16 protein-coding genes are annotated in these 20556 nt (G+C 71.3%); 9 read left to right on the top strand and 7 right to left on the bottom strand.

Features of this window, described 5'->3' with window-relative positions; genetic code table 11:
• Positions 1 to 2: 2 nt before the first annotated feature.
• From DEJ20_RS03950 to DEJ20_RS03920, 7 genes are all read left to right on the top strand, one after another.
• Entirely contained in the window at positions 3 to 968 is a 966-nt protein-coding gene (locus tag DEJ20_RS03950; RefSeq protein WP_027464443.1) for a carbohydrate ABC transporter permease, read from the top strand.
• A complete protein-coding gene (locus DEJ20_RS03945; protein WP_110894486.1) occupies positions 961 to 1848 on the top strand; it encodes a carbohydrate ABC transporter permease in 888 nt (295 codons plus the stop codon). Before DEJ20_RS03950 ends, DEJ20_RS03945 begins: the two co-directional genes overlap by 8 nt.
• Before the next feature lie 32 nt (positions 1849 to 1880).
• Positions 1881 to 2729, top strand: a complete 849-nt coding sequence (locus DEJ20_RS03940; RefSeq protein WP_111236622.1) for a ThuA domain-containing protein — start codon at positions 1881 to 1883, stop codon at positions 2727 to 2729.
• On the top strand, positions 2726 to 3829 hold the full coding sequence (locus DEJ20_RS03935; protein WP_071405201.1) for a Gfo/Idh/MocA family protein: 1104 nt from the start codon (positions 2726 to 2728) through the stop codon (positions 3827 to 3829). Before DEJ20_RS03940 ends, DEJ20_RS03935 begins: the two co-directional genes overlap by 4 nt.
• A gap of 181 nt (positions 3830 to 4010) precedes the next feature.
• On the top strand, positions 4011 to 5384 hold the full coding sequence (locus tag DEJ20_RS03930) for a sensor histidine kinase (protein ID WP_111236623.1): 1374 nt from the start codon (positions 4011 to 4013) through the stop codon (positions 5382 to 5384).
• Between the two features lie 8 nt (positions 5385 to 5392).
• The gene (locus DEJ20_RS03925) at positions 5393 to 6004 is read left to right on the top strand and encodes a response regulator (RefSeq protein WP_284183376.1); all 612 of its coding nucleotides are present in this window, start codon (positions 5393 to 5395) and stop codon (positions 6002 to 6004) included.
• Positions 6005 to 6118: 114 nt separating this feature from the next.
• A complete protein-coding gene (locus DEJ20_RS03920; RefSeq protein WP_111236624.1) occupies positions 6119 to 7000 on the top strand; it encodes a hypothetical protein in 882 nt (293 codons plus the stop codon).
• Positions 7001 to 7084: 84 nt separating this feature from the next.
• Here DEJ20_RS03920 and opgC read toward each other — a convergent pair whose 3' ends face one another.
• The 4 genes from opgC to DEJ20_RS03900 form a co-directional block, all read right to left on the bottom strand.
• Positions 7085 to 9574, bottom strand: coding sequence for an OpgC domain-containing protein (gene opgC / locus DEJ20_RS03915; protein ID WP_146245506.1), 2490 nt, complete (start codon positions 9572 to 9574; stop codon positions 7085 to 7087).
• Positions 9571 to 9981, bottom strand: a complete 411-nt coding sequence (locus DEJ20_RS03910) for an ATP-binding protein (RefSeq protein ID WP_111236626.1) — start codon at positions 9979 to 9981, stop codon at positions 9571 to 9573. The genes opgC and DEJ20_RS03910 overlap by 4 nt, the downstream gene beginning before the upstream one ends.
• Positions 9978 to 12050, bottom strand: coding sequence for a glycosyltransferase (locus DEJ20_RS03905; RefSeq protein WP_258377277.1), 2073 nt, complete (start codon positions 12048 to 12050; stop codon positions 9978 to 9980). Before DEJ20_RS03905 ends, DEJ20_RS03910 begins: the two co-directional genes overlap by 4 nt.
• 191 nt (positions 12051 to 12241) lie before the next feature.
• Entirely contained in the window at positions 12242 to 13000 is a 759-nt protein-coding gene (locus tag DEJ20_RS03900) for a TetR/AcrR family transcriptional regulator (protein ID WP_111236627.1), read from the bottom strand.
• Positions 13001 to 13154: 154 nt separating this feature from the next.
• Here DEJ20_RS03900 and DEJ20_RS03895 point away from each other — a divergent pair, with 154 nt between their 5' ends.
• Entirely contained in the window at positions 13155 to 14078 is a 924-nt protein-coding gene (locus tag DEJ20_RS03895) for an NAD-dependent epimerase/dehydratase family protein (RefSeq protein ID WP_111236628.1), read from the top strand.
• 128 nt (positions 14079 to 14206) lie between these two features.
• Here DEJ20_RS03895 and DEJ20_RS03890 read toward each other — a convergent pair whose 3' ends face one another.
• The 3 genes from DEJ20_RS03890 to DEJ20_RS03880 all read right to left on the bottom strand — a co-directional run bounded on the left by DEJ20_RS03890 (position 14207) and on the right by DEJ20_RS03880 (position 18215).
• Positions 14207 to 15541, bottom strand: coding sequence for a fibronectin type III domain-containing protein (locus DEJ20_RS03890; RefSeq protein WP_181431654.1), 1335 nt, complete (start codon positions 15539 to 15541; stop codon positions 14207 to 14209).
• 319 nt (positions 15542 to 15860) lie between these two features.
• Entirely contained in the window at positions 15861 to 17660 is a 1800-nt protein-coding gene (locus DEJ20_RS03885) for a DEAD/DEAH box helicase (protein ID WP_111236630.1), read from the bottom strand.
• Between the two features lie 90 nt (positions 17661 to 17750).
• Positions 17751 to 18215, bottom strand: a complete 465-nt coding sequence (locus DEJ20_RS03880) for a MarR family winged helix-turn-helix transcriptional regulator (RefSeq protein ID WP_163343313.1) — start codon at positions 18213 to 18215, stop codon at positions 17751 to 17753.
• Between the two features lie 96 nt (positions 18216 to 18311).
• Between DEJ20_RS03880 and DEJ20_RS03875 the strand changes: the two genes are divergently transcribed.
• Complete coding sequence (locus DEJ20_RS03875) at positions 18312 to 20516, top strand: MDR family MFS transporter (RefSeq protein ID WP_111236631.1); 2205 nt, start codon at positions 18312 to 18314, stop codon at positions 20514 to 20516.
• Positions 20517 to 20556: the final 40 nt, after the last annotated feature.

Below are 20556 nucleotides of genomic sequence, written 5' to 3'. Positions count from 1 at the left end.
GCATGACGAGCACCGCGACCCCCGTCGCCCCACGGCGGGCCGCCGGGAACGGAGCACCCGCTCCGTCCCGGCGGCCCCGCCCGGGCCGCTCGCTGCGCTTCGAACGGATCGCGCAGCTGCTGTTCCTGCTGCCGGCCGTCCTGTTCCTGCTGCTGTTCTTCGGCTACCCGGTGGTCAAGAACATCGTCATGAGCTTCCAGGCGTACACGACGTCGACGTTCTACACGGGCGAGGCACCGTGGGTCGGCCTGGCGAACTACGCCTCGGTCGTGTCGTCCCAGCTGTTCGGCACGGCGATGCTCAACACGGCGCTGTTCACGATCGGGTCGATCGTCGGCCAGTTCGTCCTCGGCCTGCTGCTCGCCCTGTTCTTCCGCCGGAACTTCCCGCTGTCCGGCCTCCTGCGCTCGCTGCTCCTGCTGCCCTGGCTGCTGCCGCTCATCGTCTCGAGCGCGGTCTGGAAGTGGATGCTCGACCAGGACTCGGGCGTCGTCAACCAGTTCCTCGGCACCTTCGGCATCCCGTCGGTCCCGTGGCTGACGAGCCCCGCCGTGGCGCTCATCACCGTCATCGCGGTGAACATCTGGATCGGGATCCCCTTCAACACCACGATCCTGTACGGCGGTCTGCAGGACATCCCCACCGAGCTGTACGAGGCCGCGGCACTCGACGGCGCGACCGGGTGGAAGGCCTTCTGGGCGATCACCTGGCCGATGCTCCGCCCCGTCGTGAGCGTCACGCTCGTGCTCGGCGTCGTCTACACGATCAAGGTGCTCGACATCATCCTCGGGTTGACGAACGGCGGGCCGGCGAACGCCACCCAGACCATCGCGACCCAGTCCTACGACCTGTCGTTCAAGCAGTTCGACTTCGGGCAGGGCGCCGCGTTGAGCAACATCCTCATCGTGATCTCCGCCCTGTTCGCGATCGTCTACCTCCGCCTCAACAGGAAGGCCGTCGATGACTGACGCAGCGTCCACCAACGACGTCCTCCGGACCCGCGCGGTGGTCACCCGCGGTGCCCGGCGACCCGTCCGTCCCACGAGCGCGAAGCAGTGGGTGCTGTCCGGCGTCGGGATCCTGATCCTCGCCGTGATGCTGTTCCCCGTCTACTGGATGATCAACATCTCCCTGCAGCCGGCCGGTTCCGCGATCGAGGCCGCCTGGTTCCCGATCAACGCGCAGCTCGGCGGCTACGCGCAGGCCATCGCCGACCAGGGCGGCGCCCTGGTCACGAGCCTGGTGATCGCCCTGGGCAGCGTCGTCGTCAGTCTGCTCATCGCGACGCCGGCGTCGTACGCGCTCGCCCAGTTCAAGGTCAAGGGCATCAACGCGGTGCTGTTCGGCATCCTCATCTCGCAGATGATTCCGGGCATCGTCGTCGCGAACGCCCTGTACGCCGCGTACAACGACCTCGGGCTGCTCAACACCGTGCCGGGGCTGATCCTGGCCGACAGCACCGCGGGCGTGCCCTTCGCGATCCTGATCATGCGGGCGTTCATGCAGAACATCCCGCCGTCGATCATCGAGGCCGCCAAGGTCGACGGTGCCGGCAACTTCCGGGCCTTCCGCTCGGTCGTCGTGCCGATCAGCGCCAACGCCCTGATCACCGCCGGGCTGTTCACGTTCCTGTTCACCTGGAGCGACTTCCTGTTCGCCCTGACCCTCACCACCACCGAGGACGTCCGGCCGATCACGCTCGGCATCTACAACTACATCGGCACCTTTACCGCCGACTGGTCGACCGTCATGGCCGCCGCTGTGATGGCCTCGATCCCCGCCATCGTGCTGCTGCTCGTGGCGCAGAAGTTCATCGCCGCCGGGGCCACCGGCGGCGCAGTCAAGTGACCGGGTCCCACCACCCCCGAAAGGCACACACCATGACCACCACCCCGCTCCGCATCACCGTCTGGGGCGAGAACGTCCACGAACAGGTCGAGCAGCACGTCGCCGAGCGGTACCCCGACGGCATGCACGGCGCGATCGCGGACGGCATCCGCGAGCACCTGCCCGAGGCCGTCGTCCGGACCGCCACCATGCAGGAGCCCGAGCACGGCCTCACCGACGAGGTCCTCGCGAACACCGACGTCCTCACCTGGTGGGGGCACGCCGCACACCAGGACGTCGACGACGCCGTGGTCGACCGGGTGCACAAGCACGTGCTCTCCGGCATGGGCCTGCTCGTCCTGCACTCCGGCCACTGGTCGAAGATCTTCGGCAAGCTGATGGGCACCACCTGCACCCTCCGCTGGCGCAGCGAGCACGACCAGGAACTCGTCTGGACCGTCAACCCGCAGCACCCGATCACCCGCGGAGTGCCGAACCCGATCGTCATCCCCGAGCAGGAGATGTACGGCGAGTACTTCGACGTCCCGACGCCCGACGAGCTCGTGTTCATCTCGGGCTTCACCGGCGGCGAGGTGTTCCGGAGCGGCATGACCTACCGTCGCGGCCTCGGGAAGATCTTCTACTTCTCCCCCGGTGACCAGGACTTCCCCGTCTACCACCACCCGGACGTCCGCCGCGTGATCGCGAACGGTGCCGAGTGGGCCCGGCCCGAGCGGGAGCGGGAGATCCCGACGCTCCGCCGCTACGACCTGGGCGAGTACTTCGACGGGCAGCACTACCGCGGCCCGTTCGACGACGCCGAGCCCGAGACCGCCGAGCCGGCGGCCAGCGAGCCGGCGGCCAGCGAGCCGGCGGCCGAGCGCGACGGGGCGCAGGCGTGAGCCCCCTCCGCGTCCTGCAGGTCGGCGCCGGCGGGATGGGGCGGGCCTGGCTCGCCACCGTCGCCGCCGACCCCGAGGTCGAGCTGGTCGGCATCGTCGACCTCGACCTCGACGCCGCCCGCGCCGGGGCCGAGCACGCCGGCGACCCGTCGATCCCGGTCGGCACGGACCTGACCGTGCTGGCCGCCGAGACCGGTGCCGAGGCCGTCCTCGACATCACCGTGCCGGTCGCGCACCACCCGGTCACCCTGCAGGCGCTCCGGGCCGGGCTCCCCGTGCTCGGCGAGAAACCGGCCGCACAGACCGTCGCCGAGGCGCTGTCGCTCGCCGCCGCCGCCGAGGCCACGGGCAAGCTGTTCATGGTGTCGCAGTCCCGCCGGTACAACGACCAGCTCGTCGCGTTCCGGCAGCACGTCCGCGACCTCGGTGCCGTGGGCGGGCTGAGCACCCGGTTCGCGAAGGCGCCGCACTTCGGTGGTTTCCGCGAGGAGATGGACGACGTCCTGCTGCTCGACATGGCCATCCACGCCTTCGACTCCGCCCGGTACGTGCTCGAACGCGACCCGGTGTCGGTGTACTGCGAGTCGTGGAACCCGTCGTGGTCCTGGTACCGGGGCGACGCGGCCGCCGCAGCCGTCTTCACGTTCGAGGACGACGTCCGCTACGTCTACGACGGCTCGTGGTGCGCGCCGGGTGCCGAGACCTCGTGGAACGGCGACTGGCGTGCCTCCGGAGCGGCCGGCACGGCACTCTGGGACGGCGACCACGACCCGTCGAGCGACCTCGACGGCACTCCCGGTTCCCCTGCCGCTGCGCCGTCGGTCGGGCACGAGATCGCCGGGTCGCTGGCGTCCTTCGTCCGGGCGGTCCGCTCCGGCGAGGTGCCGGACGGCGAGGTGCACGGCAACGTGATGAGCCTGACCATGGTCGATGCGGCCATCACCTCGGCCCGCAGCGGCCGCCGGGTCGTCATCGACGAGGTACTCGAACAGGCGCACCGCGACGCCCTGGCCGCCGAGCAGGACGACGCGATCCGCGACCGCTTGGCCGGCTGGGAGTCGGTCCGCGGCGCCCTGCGCGAGCGGCTGCCCGCTTCGTGAGCAGGAACGGTCGGGTCGCGCACCGCGACCCGACCGTTCCTGCTCACCATGTGCGGTACGACGCACCCCGAGCAGGCCTGGAGGCCCGTGGCGGCGCCGCCACGGGCCTCCAGGCCTGCGTTCTGCGGCGATCCGGGCTCCACGCGCGCCCGGCAGGGACGCCGCCGGTTACGGTGTCCGGGTGCACGGACAACGGTCGTCGGACAGTGACACGGCGGCGGAGCCGGTCGTGCTCGTCGCGGCCGACCCGCGCCGGAGGACCGGCCGGACGCCCTGGCGGCTCGTCCTGGTCGGCGTCGTGCTCGCCGCGGTCGTCGGCGGCGCCGCGGTCGCGACCGCCGGCACCCTGGTGGCGCAGCGCATCGCGGAGTCGTTCGCCGTCCGTGACGCGACCAGCGACACCGCGGCGCTCGCACGGGTCGTGGTCGAACCCGCACTGCTCGACGCGGTCGCCGACCCGTCCCGGTCCGCCGTCGACCGGAACGCCGCACGGACGCGCCTGGACGACGCGGTGGCCGGTGAGCTGCGCGCCGGATCGGCGGTCCGGATGAAGCTCTGGGCGGCAGACGGCACGGTGCTCTGGTCGGACGAACGTCGACTGGTCGGCGAGCGCTTCCCGCTGTCCGACGAGGACCAGGAGGCGCTGGAGTCGGACCGCTCCGACGCCGAGGTGTCCGACCTGACCGAGCCGGAGAACCGCTACGAGCGCGGGCACGGGCCGCTGCTCGAGGCGTACCAGGCGGTGCACACGCCGTCCGGCGAGGCGCTGCTGTTCGAGGCGTACCAGCCGTACGACCAGGTGCTCGCGCGCGCCGCGGACCTGCGACGGTCGTTCGCCGTCCTGGCGTTCGGCACGGTGGCGGTGGTGCTCGCGCTCCTGGTGCCGCTGCTGCTCGGGTTGCTGCTGCGGATCCGTTCCGGGCAGCGCCTGCGGGAGCGGCTGCTCGGTCGCGCGCTCGACGCCGAAGCCGCGGAACGCCGACGGATGGCCGCCGAACTGCACGACGGACCGGTGCAGGACGTCGCCGGACTCGCACTGTCCCTCGGTGCCGATCCCGCCACGCGCGACGCCGCCACCGTGCTCCGGGGTGCGGTGTCGTCGCTGCGGACCTCGATGGCGACGATCCGGCCGGCGGCTCCGACGCCCGAGGGACTCGGTGCCGCCCTCGACGACGCCTGTGCCCGCGCGCGTGCAGCGGGGCTCGCGACCACCGTGCGGGTGCCGGAGGCCGTGGACGCGTCCCCCGCCGCGCTGCTCGCGGTCGTGCGCTTCGTCCGTGAGGCCGTCTGGAACGTCGTCAAGCACGCCGAAGCGACCCGGGTGGACGTCACGGTGACGCAGGCCGGCGGCTCGGTCCGGGTGGTCGTGCACGACGACGGAGCGGGCTTCGACCCCGCCGTGGTCGTCGAGGGCGGCCGCACCGGCCACCTCGGCACGACCCTGCTGCGCGAGGTCGCCGAGGACACCGGTGGGTCCCTGCTGCTCCGGACCGCTCCGGGTGCCGGCACCACCTGGGACCTCGAGGTCCCCGTCGACGCGGAGGCCCTGCGGTGAGGGTCCTGTTGGTCGACGACCACGCGCTGGTCCGGAGCGGGCTGCGCGCGGTGCTCGCGACGACCGACGACTGCGAGGTCGTCGGCGAGGCGGCCACCGGCGAAGCGGCGGTGGCGCTCGTGCCGACGTTGCGGCCCGACGTCGTCGTGATGGACCTGTCGATGCCCGGTGCCGGCGGTGTGGAGGCGACCAGGCAGGTGCGGGCGCTCCTGCCGTCGGTCCGGGTCCTCGTCGTCACGACGTTCTCGGACGACCACCGGGTGCGCGCCGCGTTGGCAGCCGGCGCCACGGGCTACCTGCTCAAGGACGCCGCGCCCGACGACGTGGTCGCGGCGGTCCGAGCCGCAGCGCGCGACGAGACGCCGATCGACCCCCGGGTGGCCCGGGCGCTCCTGCCCGGAGCAGCCGCCGGGGCCGCCGCGGACCGGGGCCCGGAGCTCCCGCCCCGGGAACGGGACGTGCTCGTCCGCATCGCCCGCGGCATGTCGAACCGGCAGATCGGCACGGAACTCGGCATCGCGGAGCGGACCGTGAAGGTGCACGTCGGGTCGCTGTTCCGGCGCATCGGCGTCGCGGACCGCACGAGCGCCGCCCTGTGGGCGCGCGACCACGGCTGGTGACCGTGCCCTGCTGCACGCTGCTGACCGGGTACTAGTACCAAGGTCCGATGGTGCGGAGCCGGGCCGGCGGCGACGATCGTCGTACCGGCCAGACAGGCCCACCAGGAGGCACCCATGCACACCCAGCGCTCACGCAGGATCGGCAGCGGCATCGTCGCCGCGATCGCCCTCGGCACCGCCGCCGCCGCTGCCCTCGTCGGGGTCTCCCCCGCGAACGCGTCCGGCAAGACCTCGACCGGTGGCGACTACGCCGTCACCGTGAACGGGGTCACGACGAACCCCGCCCAGGGCAAGGAGCTCAAGGTGCGCGACACCCCGGTCACCGGCACGATCGCGGTCCGGGGCAAGCACAACGGCTTCGACATCCGGATCGCCGACCTCGGCGTGTACGACTACACGCTGACCGGCGCTCCGGACACCCAGCGGATGGTGACGAAGCCGACCGTGGTGTTCGCGTCGAAGGTCCCGTCGCTCACCGCCGCGCAGCTCGCCAGCACGAAGCTCTCGTCGCTCGAGGTCAAGGACGACACCCTCGTCGCGATCTTCTCGACGGGGGCCGGGAAGCTCAAGGTCCAGGCGAAGGACGGCGCCCAGGGCGGCATCTTCCAGATGGAGACCGAGTTCGCCGGGCCGGTGACGTTCACCCACACCCTCGGGGCGGGCCTGTTCTACTTCACGAACCCGTACACGGGCAAGATCAACTTCGGCGACGGCACGGCCGCGGTGTCCGCGGGCAGCGGTGCCCACCAGATGCTCCTCGGCAAGGACAGCCCGCAGGTCGCCACGAAGACCTCGCAGACCACGACCACCACCACGTGGACGGTCCAGCCCGGCGGGCGTCTGGGCGGGGTGCTCGGCGAGGACGCCGTCGAACTCTCGCAGGGTGCGACGAACTGCACCAGCGACTGCCAGGCGCAGAACCAGATCCGCGGGTCGCTCCCGGTCCCGCCGGACCCCGTGGACCCGACGCCGCTGGGCGTCACGCGGATCGCGTGACCGTCTACCTCGCCTCGTGAGCAGGAATGGTCGGGTCCGCACGTCGGACCCGACCATTCCTGCTCACCATCCGTGCGCGCGCGGTCAGCGCGGGATGACGGAGAACAGGAACTTCTTGCGGACCATGTACCAGGCCAGCAGGATCAGCGCCGTGTGCACCACGAAGCCGATCCAGAAGTCGCCCCACGGCACACCGGGGATCGACGCGATCGCCAGGGCGAAGAACACCTGCCAGACGAACACGTACAGGCTCGCCTGCCCGAGCGGGATCCAGAGCCAGCCGATGGCGGCGGCGATGGGCTTCCAGAACACCGTGAGGATCGCGTAGGACACGATCGCGAAGAACGCGATGTCCACCAGGCGGCCCCACTGCAGGTCCACCCGCTGGTACGCCGTGTTGTACAGGGACTCGTACATCGTCGCCGGGAACGGCACCGGGGTGAACCCGAAGTGGTCGCCCGCCCACACGTAGACCAGGAACGCCGCGTACCCGCCGACGGCGACGCCGACCAGGACCTTGCCGAGACGCCCGGTGAGCGCGCCGACGATCTGCCGCCGGTAGTACCCGAGCACGAGCCCGTGGGTGAACACCACCTGCCAGGTGAACAGGGGGAACACCGCCTCGAACTGGGAGTTCAGCGGACGGAAGTCGGGGTTCAGCGCCTGGAACACGTACAGCGCCCAGCTGGCGGCGAGGAGCGCCCACCAGAACCCGCGGCGGATCACCCAGATCAACGCCGGGATGAACAGGCTCAGCACCACGAACAGGCCCATGATGTTGAACGGCCACGGCCCCATCTCGAGCAGCAGGAACTGCCGGATCGCGTACCAGGGCGGCGGGTAGGCGAGCAGCTGCATCGCGTTCGGGTACAGGTCGTAGACCCGGCCTTCGGCCTCGACGCCGCCGGTGCCCGTGCCGCGGTCGGTGAACGTGGTGATGGCGTCGGTGTTCAGGAACGGGACGAAGCTCAGCGCGAAGACCACCAGGATCACCACGAGCGTGACGACGTACTGCTTGCGCGCGCGCTTCCACGCCCCGATGGCCGCCGCCCACTCGCCGAACTTCTTGACGGCGAACGGGTACGTCATGCCGAGGACCATGCCGGACAGGAACACGAACATCTCGGCGCCGGTGATCGCCCCGACGGCGTGCAGCGTGAGGTACGAGTACGGCCCGCCGATCTCGATGTGGGTGATCACCACGGCGAGGATGATGAACCCGCGGAACAGGTCGAGCCGCAGGTCACGGCCGGGCTTGCCGTCGTCGGGGTAGCGCCAGCTCGGCAGGAGCCGGCCGAACACCCCGCTCAGCAGGAACACGACCGCCAGGCCGGCGGCCAGCCAGACGATCCACGCCATCTGGTCGCCGCCGGTCTCGTACTCCTGCGAGATCGCGGCGTTGCCCTGCTGCACGGTCACGCGGTCGGTGACCGGGCCGAAGGCGAAGTCGCCGGACCGCTCGAGGTCGGCGCGGAAGGACTCCGCGACGCCCGGGTCCGCGGTGAGCCGCCAGTCGGCCACGCGGTTGCCGGCCTCGGGCTCGCGTCGCTCCGCCTCGAGCACGGTCATGCCCCGGATCAGCGGACGCTCCTGCACGGCGGCGAGCACCTGCCGCCACCAGCTCCGCTTGACCTGGAGCTCGGCGTCGCCCTGCAGCTCACGGTTGTACAGGGCACCGGTGTCGAGCAGCATCGGACGGTCGTCGGCCACCGCGAACCGGTCGTAGAACGTGCCCGACTGCGGCTGGTCGTAGCCCCAGTCCTCGTCGAACCGCGACTCGACCTCACCGCTGCGGGTGAGCGGCACGGCGCGACCGGCGGCCTCGGTCGGGTCGCCCTTGCCGTACGAGAACATCGAGAGCCCGACCCAGTCGACGGCCTCGGCCCCCGGCCAGTACGGCCCGTACGGGTCGTCGGCGCCGGTGAGCTGTCCGTCGCCGTTCGTGTCCGCCTTCGCGACGTCGACCGGGGACAGGTTCCGCAGCCGCCCGGCGGACTCGCCGAACGGGTAGCCGGCGCCGTACCCCGGCGACCAGACCATGAGCGCGTCCGACGTGCCCGCGTGCACGGTCGTGGCGAGCCCACGGAACACCCGGACGAACTCCGTGGGCTGCTGGCCCCAGCGGACCCACGTGCCGTTCATCTGCGGTGCGAACCGGACGAGCACCTGGATGTCGTACTGGTCGTGCAGGTCCTCGAACACGGTGTTGACGGCACGGGTGTCCGCGGTGTCGAGCGACTTGAGTTCGCGATCGGGTTCGAGGCTCACGACGAGCACCGCACCCTGGGTCGCCGCCGCACGCGCCGAGCGGAGGAGCTCCTGCTTCGCCGTGCGGTCGAGCGGGTAGTCGACGGACACCCCGTACATCGACGGCGTCGCGCCGAGCCGCCCCGCGTACCCTTCGGGCGAGTCGCTGGCCCAGTCGAGGTCGGGGCCGAACCACGTCGACCCCTCGGCCGGCTGCACGGCGGCCGCCGGGTGCACGGACGCAGCCGACGCCGGCAGCGCACCACCGAGCAGGAGCGTGGCGATCGTGACGAGGAGGGCGACCGCGCGGGCCACCGGCTTCTTCACCGGTCGCACGCAAGCGTCCAGACGTTGTGGCCGGGCTCGTGCCGGTGCTCCAACCGGTCGAGCGCCGCGATTGCGAGGGCGAGACCGCGCCCGCTCTCCTGTTCGACGTCGGCCATGGTGACGGCACTCAGGTCGATGTCGGCCGGCATCCCGTTGTCGGTCAGCACCGCGGTCAGGGTCTGGTCGGTGGCCTCGAGGTGCACGGTGTACCGGCGGCCGGTCCCCCGGTCGGCACGGACGGTGTGCTCGACGATGTTCGCAGCGATCTCGGCCAGGGCGGTCTCGAGTGCGAAGCGCAGCCGCACGTCGTCGATGCCCAGGCCGTCCCACCACGCGGCGAAGCGGTCCTGCACCTCGTCGAGGGAGTCGGGCGTCGCAGCGACCTCGAACGTGGTCTCGGTGCTCACAGGGGTCCTCCGGCGGTGCTCGACTCGTGTTCGGACTGGGCTGGGGTGGCCGGGCCGCGGTACCGGACGGCCCGGATCACGATGCTGAAGATGAACAGGTCGAAGACGACCCACGCGGTGTTCACGAGCGGCGCGATCCCCTCGGCCTGGCCGGTCAGGTAGCGGATGCCGATCATGACCAGGGCGGCGACCAGGGCGCCCATGGCGTACAGCTGCGGCTTGACCAGGTCCCACCGCGGCTTCTGCTCGGTCTCGTCGCGCACCTTCGGGGTGACGCGGAACCCGAGCGGCTTGCCCCGGTAGACGTTCTGGAACGCACTGGTCACCGACTCGATCCAGACCGGGAACAGGGCGAGCGAGTACTGCTGCCCGCGCCAGGTCGGTCTGCCGGCGGCCACCACCCAGAACAGCAGCTGGTTGAAGACCAGGAACGGGATGAGCCGGGCGAAGAAGTCGACGCTGTAGGCCTGCACGGGGATGACCCCGAACGACAGGCAGAGCACCGGGGCGGCGATGTAGACGATCGCGGCGAACCCCGACAGGTAGCTCCACATCGTCGAGAAGTACATGAGCCGCTGCCCCCACGACAGCCCCTTCTGCACCAGGGGGTTCTCGCGGAAGAACACCTGCATGGTGCCCTGCGCCCAGCGGAGTCGCTGCACGAGCATCGTCGGCAGGTCCTCGGGGGCCAGGCCCTTCGCCAGGATCTCGTCGTGGTAGGCCGACTTCCAACCCAGCCCGTGCAGGCGCATCGCGGTGGCCATGTCCTCGGTCACCGAGATCGTCGCCAGCGGCATGATCGGCTGCGCCTCGTCGTCGCGGTTCACGTCGAGGGCACGGGCGAGCACCGCGATGGACTCGATGGCGGCAACCGGCGAGGCCTCGCGCCGGCCGAGCACGTCGAGCGCGGCGTCGTCGAGACCGGCGAAGGTGTTGGCGTCGGTGGACATCGCCGCGAGCTCCTGCAGGTCGTTCCGCACCGACTCGAGATCGGCGGCGGCGAACCGGAACGCGATCGCGTCGATCCCCCGCTGGAACGCGTACGTCACGTCACCGAGGGGCTCACCGGTGCGGACCTGTTCGCGAGCGCGGTCCACCACGACCTCGGCGTCGTCGAGGGCGGCGAGCACGCGCGGGTCGGTCTCGGTCTCTCGCGAGCGGGCGAGGAGCTTGCGCGAGGTGGCGAGGGTGCGCTGCACGGACGCCTCGACCTCGGCCACGTAGCGCGAGATGCCGAGCTGCATGAGCGCTTCACGCCGCAGGATGGCGTTCGACCCGCAGAAGAACGCCGCGTTCCAGCCGTCCTTCGACTGCTGGATCGGACCGTAGAACAGCGGCGCCTGGCTGCCGAGGGGGTCGTCGTCCGGCACGTTCTCGAACCACTGCGGCGTCTGCACGAGCGCCATCCGCGGGTCCTTGAAGTACCCGAGGGTGCGGTCGAGGATCGCCGGGTCGGGCACCTGGTCGGCGTCGAGGATGAGCAGGAACTCGCCCTGCGTCGCGAGCAGGGCGTTGTTGAGGTTGCCGGCCTTGGCGTGCCGGGGCCGGTCCACCCAGTCGGCGCCGCGCGTGATGACCCCGATGCCGAGCGCCTCGGCGGCCGCACGCATCTCGGGGCGGTTGCCGTCGTCGAGGATCCAGGTGGTGTGCGGGTGCGTGATCGCCTTGGCCGCCCGGGCGGTGCGCTCGACCAGGTCGATCGGCTCGTTGTAGGTCGTGATGAAGACGTCGACGGTGACGTCGGTGGACGGCTTCGCCGGTGGTTCGCCGCGCTCCCGGAGCCGCCAGGCCCCGAGGGCGAAGAGCAGGGAGTCGATGACGCTGTAGGTCTCGGCGAGGATCAGCGGCACCGCGATCCACCACGAGTGCCAGTTCACCGAGGCCGCCCAGCGCCACACGATGTAGTTCACCCCGGCGAGGGACGCCAGGAGCGCCACCGTGCGCACGGTCACCAGGCGTCGGCGGGCGGTGCCGGTGGTCAGGCGGCGGCGGTCCTGTCGGCTGACGTCGAGCGCGGTCACCGGGTCGCCCCGTCCGTCGTGCCGCCGCACGTGCTGTGTCGCAAGCATGCCTCCTGATCAGCGCGGGCCCCGGCCGCGTCGCACACGCCCGAGTGTGGTTCCGTCCGGCAGCTGACCCGGAGGGCACCGTGCCGGTCGTCCGCTCCGGTCATCGGGCACGACCTCGGCGTGACGACCTGTCTACCGCACGGGCGGGTGCTCTGTCAGGCCGCGCACCCGATCTGGGGACAGCACCCGCGTCAGAACGTGGCGGTGAACCCCAGGTCATCCGCCAGGCGCACGATGACCTGGTCGAAGTAGGCGGCCGGGTCGGACACGGAACCGACGAAGTGGCCGAAGAGCTCGAACGAGATCGTCCCGAACACCGTCGTCCAGGCCATCAGGGTGCGGACCAGGACCTCGTCGGGCAGGGTGATGCCGAACGAGCGCAGGGTGGCGACCCCGTCCGCGACGGCGGGACCGGCCACCCCGGGAGCCGCCGTGGGAGCGGTGGGTGATCCGGGCCTCCCGGCCGCCTCCGGCGTCGACGTGACGGACGAGCGCGACGCACCAGGCGCACCGGAGCCGACGGCGTCCGCGACCACGCGCACCAGCGCCAACGTCGTCCGCGTCGCGGGCACGACGGTCTCGCGCGGCGCCGCGTAGCCGGGCACGGGCGAACCGAACAGCAGCGCGAAGTCCCCCGGGTGCGCGATCGACCAATCACGGATCGCCCGGCACATCGCCACCCAGCGCGCACCGGGAGCCGATCCGGCCGCGGCACCGGCGGCCTCGACCGCGGCGCCGAGTTCGTCGTAGTCGGTGATGAGCAGGGCGGTCAGCAGGTCGTCGCGGCTCGGGAAGTACCGGTACACGGCCGACGAGACCATCCCGACGTCACGGGCGACGGCACGCAGGCTGACGGCGGCCGGACCCTCATCGGTCAGCCGGATCCGCGCAGCGGCCAGGATGTCCGCGGTGACCGTCTGCCGTGCGAGTGCTCGGGCGGTGGGTGCCATCCGATGATCCTGGCACGGGAGAGCAGCGCACACAAAGGAGAGCACTGCTCTTGCTCTTACGTCGACGAACCGTCATGCTCGTTCCGAGAGCAGTGCTCTCGAATCCATGACGAAGCGGTCGACCAGGAAGCGATCGACCAGGAAGCAGGAGACCATGACCCACCACCTCGTCGTCGGTGCCGGCCCCGTCGGCCGGCACATCGCGGAACTGTTGACCGTCCGGGGCGACCGCGTCACCGTCGTCTCCCGCTCCGGTCGCAGCACGGGCATCGCCGGCGTCGAGCACCTCGCGCTCGACGCCTCCGATGCCGACGCCCTCGCCCGCGCCACCGAGGGAGCAGCCGTCCTCTACAACTGCGCGAACCCCGGCGACTACACGCAGTGGGAGCGCACCTGGCCCCCGCTCGCCGCAGCACTGCTCACCGCGGCCGAACGCACCGGGGCGACCTACGCCATCACCGGGAACCTGTACCCGTACGGCCCGGTCGACGGGCACATGCACCCCGGCCTGCCGGACGCTGCCACCGACCACAAGGGAGTGCTCCGCGCCACGCTGTGGGCCGATGCCCTCGCCGCACACGACGCCGATCGGATCCGGACCGTCGAGGTGCGCGGCTCGGACTACGTCGGCCCTGGGATCGGCGCGAACGGGCACGTCACGCGCGTGCTGCCGGCGGCGCTGCGCGGACGGGCGGTGTCGATGGTCGGTCGCACGGACCTGCCGCACACCTTCACGGACGTGCTCGACGTCGCCCGGACCCTCGTCGCCGCCGCCGAGGACGAGAGCGCCCACGGCCGCACGTGGATCGTGCCGAGCAACGCGCCGCGGACGCAGCGGCAGGCGCTCACCGACGTGCTCGCCGCGGCGGGGAAGCCTGCGGTGCCGGTGCGGCGGATGCCCGCGGCACTGTTCCGCGTCGGCGGGCTCGTGTCGCCGATGCTCCGCGAGCTGGCCGAGATGTCCTACCAGTGGACCGCGCCGTACGTCGTGGACGACGCGGAGACCCGGGCGCACTTCGGCATCGAACCGACCCCGTGGGACGAGGTGTGCCGCCGGACGGCCGCCGGCGCGGCCTGAACCACCGCAGTCGACGCCGTCGCCGCGCCTGGACAGCCGCCACCACAGCCACCGCCACCGCCACCGCACACGGAAGGGGGACAGGACGCGCCGTTGCGCCCTGTCCCCCTTCCGCCTCGCACCGCCGGTCAGATCACCAGCAGCCTCGAGTACTGCGCCGCGTCGAGCTGCTGGGCAGCTCCACCCGCGGCGGGGACCTTCCACAGCCCGACCGAGGGGCCGCTGTCGATGGAGACGAACACGTCCCCGTCGGCCGAGACGGCACCCAGGTGCTCGCCACGCGACCCGGCAGTCAGCCCGGTCACCGGCACGGTGGACGTGCCGCCGCTGCCCACCACGAGCTTGTCCGGGATGCCGCGGTCGATCGTGCACCCGCCCGGCCGGTACTCCGACGGGGCGGGGCAGAACTGCGCCGACTGCAGGAGCGAGAAGCCGTCGGCGTTCGCGGCGGCGTACTCGAACGCGTACCGCGGTTCGATCTTCGTCAGTTGGGTCGCCCCTGGCTTGAGCTGGTACCAGACCCACGACCCGGCGCCACCGGTCGATCGGATGTCGACGTAGACGTTGCCGTGCGAGTCGGCGAGCACGCCGGCGGGGTAGCCGACGATCGTGCCGATCGGCCCGGTGAACGTGCGGGGCGCGATGCCGGTGCCCTTGACGTACGGCTGGCTGACCGTTCCGCCGAGCACGACGACCTTGCCGTCCGGGGTGACCGTCCAGAAACGCTGATCGCTCCCGACGGCCTTGCCGCCCAGGTCCAGCACGACCTTCGGGGTCGAGGTGCCGACGGACAGCTTCTGCACCGCACCGGTCACCGAGTCCACCCAGTACAGGTTGCCCTCGGCGTCGGAGCGCAGGTCCGGGGTCAGGTGCAGCCCGGACGCGATGATCGAGACCCCGCTGCCGTCGGCCGGGTCCCGCAGGATCTCGGTGCCGTCCGCCGACGGGGTGAACACGTCACCGTCGGCGTTCGCGGCGAAGCCCTCGCCGTCCGTCGCGACGACGGTCTTCGCACCGCTGCCGGAGTCCGCGAACCGCACGACGTCGCCGTTGCCGTCGAGGGCGAACAGCGACTGCGTCGTCTCCGGCTCGGGTACCGACGGTGACGTCCAGCGCAGCGTGATCGTGCGGCCGGTCCCCCGGTGGCCGAGGGCACGCACCGAGAAGCGGTACGTGGTCGCGGGCGAGAGCTCGTCGAACCGGTCGGAGCGGGCGCGCGGGTGGAGTCGGTCGACCTGGCGGTCGTGCCGGTTCGCGACGGCGGCGACGGCGACCTTCCAGCCCGTCACCTTCGCGCCGTGCTCCGGGCCGCGCCACGTCAGCGTGGCACTGTCCGCGTCGCCGGTGACGCGGACGGCGGTCGGTGCTCCCGGCACCGACGGAGAGGTGTGCGCCGTCGCCGGCACCGCACCTCCGAAGACGAGCGCCGCGGCGGCGACCGCGGTGATGAGTGCTCGGTACACGATGGTTCCCCTGCCTTCTCCGCGGCTCCCTGCGTCACGGCTCCACGTATCACAGCACCGCGCTGACCCCAGGGGAACGGCTGCGGGTCGGATCTGCGGTTCCCCGCACCGCAAGATGCCGCAGGGCTGGACCAGCAGACGCCGTCGTGTTCCCGAGACGCCGCCGAATCCGACGGCGTCTCGCCGACTCGGCGGCGTGGAGCCGACACGACGGCGTCTCGCGGGCACGAGATCCGCACCGACGACGGACGGGAGGCCCGGTGCCAGCTGGCAACGGGCCTCCCGTCAGAAGGTGGTCGCGTCTCGGACGCGGCTCGTCTCAGTAGCGCGGCTTGCGCTCCGGACGGTCGTCGCGGTCGTCGCGGCGGCCACCACCACGGCGGTCCGCACGGATCTCGATGAGCTTGCCGCTGATCCGGGTGTCGGTCAGGCGGTCGAGCACACCGGGGTCCATGTCGGCCGGCAGTTCCACGATCGAGAAGTCCGGACGGATCTGGATCGCACCGAAGTCGTCGCGACGCAGGCCACCTTCGTTGGCCAGGGCACCGACGATCTGGCGCGGCTCGACGCGGTGGCGGCGGCCTACCTCGATGCGGTACGGGGCCATCGGCTGCGAACGGCGCGGGCCGCGGTCACCACGGTCGCGGTCGCCACCACGGTCGCCGCGGTCGTTGCGGCCGCCACGGTCGTCTCGGGCACCACGCTCGTCGCGCTCGCTGCGGCGGGCGTCGCGCTCCATCTGGCTGCGGAGGGCGTCGTCGGCTGCGGTGAGGAGCAGCGGCGAGTCGCCCTGCGCCACGACGGCCAGGGCGGCGGCGACGTCGTCCGAGGGGACGTCGTGGTGCTCGACGTAGTGCGCGATGACGTCGCGGAAGGCGGCGATCCGGCCCTGGTCCTCGAGCGCCGCGGTGATGGCGTCGTCGAAGCGGGTCAGGCGCGTCTCGTTGACGTCGTCGATGGTCGGCAGCTGCATCTGCGTGAGCGGCTGCTTGGTGTGACGCTCGATCGCGGACAGCAGGCGACGCTCGCGCGGGGTGACGAAGCTGATCGAGTCACCCGAGCGGCCGGCGCGACCGGTCCGGCCGATGCGGTGCACGTAGGACTCGATGTCGACCGGGATGTCGAAGTTCACGACGTGCGTGATGCGGTCGACGTCGAGGCCACGGGCGGCGACGTCCGTGGCGACCAGGATGTCGAGCTTGCCCGACTTCAGCTGGTTGACCGTGCGCTCACGCTGGGCCTGGGCGACGTCACCGCTGATCGCGGCGGCGGCGTACCCGCGGGCACGGAGCTTCTCGGCCAGGGTCTCGGTCTCGCTCTTGGTGCGGACGAAGATGATCATGCCCTCGAAGTCCTCGACCTCGAGGATGCGGGTGAGCGCGTCGACCTTCTGCGGGTACGAGACCATCAGGTAGCGCTGCGTGATGTTCGCGGCGGTCTTCGTCTTGGTCTTGACGGTGATCTCGGCCGGGTCGGTCAGGTACTGCTGCGAGATGCGGCGGATCTGCGCGGGCATGGTCGCCGAGAAGAGCGCGACCTGCTTGTCGTCCGGGGTGTCGGCGAGGATCGTCTCGACGTCCTCGGCGAAGCCCATCTTGAGCATCTCGTCGGCCTCGTCGAGCACCAGGTACTTCAGCTCGGACAGGTCGAGCGTGCCCTTCGCCAGGTGGTCCATGATGCGACCGGGGGTACCGACGATGACGTCGACGCCGCGGCGCAGGGCGGAGAGCTGCACGCCGTACGCCTGGCCGCCGTAGACCGGCAGGACGTGGACGTTCTTCATGTGGGAGGCGAACTGCTCGAACGCCTCGCACACCTGCAGGGCGAGCTCACGCGTCGGGGACAGCACGAGCGCCTGGGGCTTCTTGCTGCCGGACTCCATGCGGGACAGGATCGGCAGCGCGAAGGCCGCGGTCTTGCCGGTACCGGTCTGCGCCAGGCCGACGACGTCGCGCCCGGCGAGGAGCGTGGGGATGGTGGCTTCCTGGATGGCGGAAGGGGTCTCGTAGCCGATGTCCTTGACGGCCTTGAGCACAGCATCGCTCAGGCCGAGGTCGGCGAAGGTCACCACTGGCCCGTCGTCGGTGGTCTCGGTGGTGGTGGCGGTGTCCGTGCTCATACACCAACGGTATCTCGAATGCGCGCCCCGCAGGGACGGGAGGCCCGTGGCGACGCCGCCCCGGGCCTCCCGTCCCTGCCCTCGGTCACGTCAGGAGCGGGTGGTGCCGATCCCCAGGACCGCGTCCGCCCGGTCGTTCAGTCGCGTCAGCATCTCGGCGAGCGAGCGCAGCTCGTCAGAGGCGAACTCCTCCGTCAGGTCGTCGAACACCTCGGCGCCGGCGGCGTCCAGCTCGTCGAGCAGTCGTCGGCCGGCGGGGGCGAGCGTGACGAGCGTGGCGCGGCCGTCCGCGGGGTCGGGCGACCCGATCAGGTGCTCGGCCTCGATCAGCGAGGCGACCCGGCGGCTGATCACCGGGCGCGACAGCCCCGTCGCGTCGGCGATCGCGGTCGCCCGGACCGGGCCGTGCCCGGCGACGGCACGCAGGATCACGCGGGCCGTCGGGTCGAGGCCACCCCGGGACTCGATGAGCGAGGAGCGCAGGGTCTGCCGGACCCACAGCCGGTCGAGCTGGGATCGCAGGAGTCGCTCGGCGGCACGCCGGTCGTCGGTCACGCGCTCAGCGTAGCGGGCACATTTAGTTGCTTGCCGGAAGCAACAGATGTATCGTTGCGCGGTCTGCAAAGTTTCACAGCCAGAAAAAGGAGTTCGATGACCGCCACCGCACCCGTCCCGGTGCAGCACGGTCGGCACACCGCCGAGGCCCCCGCGGCCTCCGGGGGCGCCGGCCAGCAGCCGCTGATGACCCACCGTCAGATCCTCCTGGTGATCTACGGCCTGATGGCGGGCATGTTCCTGTCCTCGCTCGGCCAGACGGTGTTCGGCACGGCGATCCGCACGATCGGCGACGACCTGCACGGGCTCGACCAGCAGGCCTGGGTGACGACCGCGTACCTCATCACCTCGACGATCGCGACGCCGATCTACGGCAAGCTCTCCGACATCTTCGGCCGCCGCCCGCTGTACATCTTCGGCATCGTCGTCTTCATCCTCGGCGCCGTCCTGTCGTCGATGTCGACCTCGATGCTCATGCTCGCCGCCTTCCGCGCGGTGCAGGGCATCGGTGCCGGCGCCCTGATGTCGCTGCCGCTCGCGATCATGGGCGACATCCTCGCCCCGCGTGAGCGCGCGAAGTACCAGGGGTACTTCCTCGCCGTGTTCGGCATCTCGTCCGTCATCGGCCCGCTCATCGGCGGCCTGCTCGCCGGTTCCTCCGAGATCCTGTGGATCACGGGCTGGCGCTGGGTGCTCCTGATCAACGTGCCGATCGGCGTCGCCGCGCTCCTCATGGTCATCGTGTTCCTGCACCTGCCGAAGGTGCACGGCGCCGGCGACGCGAAGCCGAAGGTCGACTGGTGGGGCGCGACCGCCGTCATCGTCACCCTCGTGCCGCTCCTGCTCGTCGCCGAACAGGGCCGCATCTGGGGCTGGGGCTCCCCCGCCGCCATCGCCTGCTACGTCGTCGGTGTCGTCGGCCTGATCGGTCTGCTGCTCATCGAGTCGAAGATGGGCGACGCGGCGATCATCCCGCTCAAGCTGTTCCGCTCGGGCACGTTCTCGATGGCGACCGTCATCGGGTTCCTGGTCGGCTTCGCGATGTTCGGCGCGATGCTCACGATCCCGCTCTACCTGCAGATCGTCGTCGGACTGACGCCGACCGAGTCCGGCTTCGCCACCCTGCCGCTCGTCGGTGGTCTCATGATCGCCTCGATCACCTCGGGTCAGATCGTCGCCCGCGTCGGCCGGTACCGGATCTTCCCGGTCATCGGCACCGCGCTCGTCTCCGCCGGCTACGTCGTCCTGACCTTCATGACGATCGACAAGCCGCTCTGGTTCCTGATGATCGGCATGTTCCTCATCGGTCTCGGCCTCGGATCGGTCATGCAGTCGCTGACCCTGGCGTCGCAGGGCTCCGTCGAGGCCCGTGACATGGGCGTCGCCACGTCGTCCGCCACGTTCTTCCGTCAGATCGGTGGCACGCTCGGCACCGCCGTGCTGCTGTCCATCCTGTTCTCGGTGATGCCGGCGAACATCCTGACCGCGACCGCGAACCAGAAGGACCTCGGTCCGGCGCTCGACGCCGCGCTCAACCCGACCGTCGCCAGCGCGAAGGCGAACCAGGGCGCCATGGAGAAGATCTGGACGCCCGTCGTCACCCCGCTGACGAAGACCGTCCAGTCGCAGCTCGACGCCGCCTCGGCGAAGGCGAAGCAGGCCGCCGACGCTGCGGTCACCGAGCAGGTCACCGCGGCCGTGCAGCAGCAGGTCACCGCCGGTGCCGTGCCCGCCGCAGCAGCGCAGACGGTCATCGACCAGCAGGTCGCCGCGGCCACGCCGGCCGCCGAACAGTCGGCACTCGAGCAGGTCGCCGACCAGGCGCACGCCAGCGTGCAGGACGGTGCCGTGTCCGTCGACTGGGCGGACGCCGACCAGCGCTCCTACTGGGTCGACGAGCTCACCCCGGAGCTGGCGAAGAAGATCGACGACGGCAACACCACGAGCGACAGCGCCACCAGCACGAACGACACCTCGTTCCTGACCGGTGCGGACAGCCGCCTGACCCGGCCGTTCATGGCGGGCTTCAACGCCTCGTCCGTGACGATCTACTGGGTCGGTCTCGGCGTCATCCTGCTCGCGTTCGTGCTGACCTGGTTCTTCCGGGTGCCGCCGCTGCGCCAGCGTTCCGCGCTGCAGGAGCAGGCCGACATGTCCGCCGAGGCGCAGCTCGAGGCCGAGGCGGGCGCCGCCGCAGCCGAGGCCGGCTCGTTCACCGGACCGATGACCGGTTCGGTGCCGACCGGGTCCGTGCCGACCGGCTCGGGTTCGACCGGATCCACGCCGACGCATCGTCGGTGACCGACCGGGGCGTCCGTCCGTGCCCCCCTTTCCGGGCGGG

Origin of the sequence: Curtobacterium sp. MCSS17_005 (assembly GCF_003234225.2) — a bacterium.
GTDB lineage: Bacteria > Actinomycetota > Actinomycetes > Actinomycetales > Microbacteriaceae > Curtobacterium > Curtobacterium flaccumfaciens.
The sequence above is the reverse complement of the archived record's forward strand: the minus strand, read 5'-3'. Positions and strand labels throughout refer to the sequence as shown.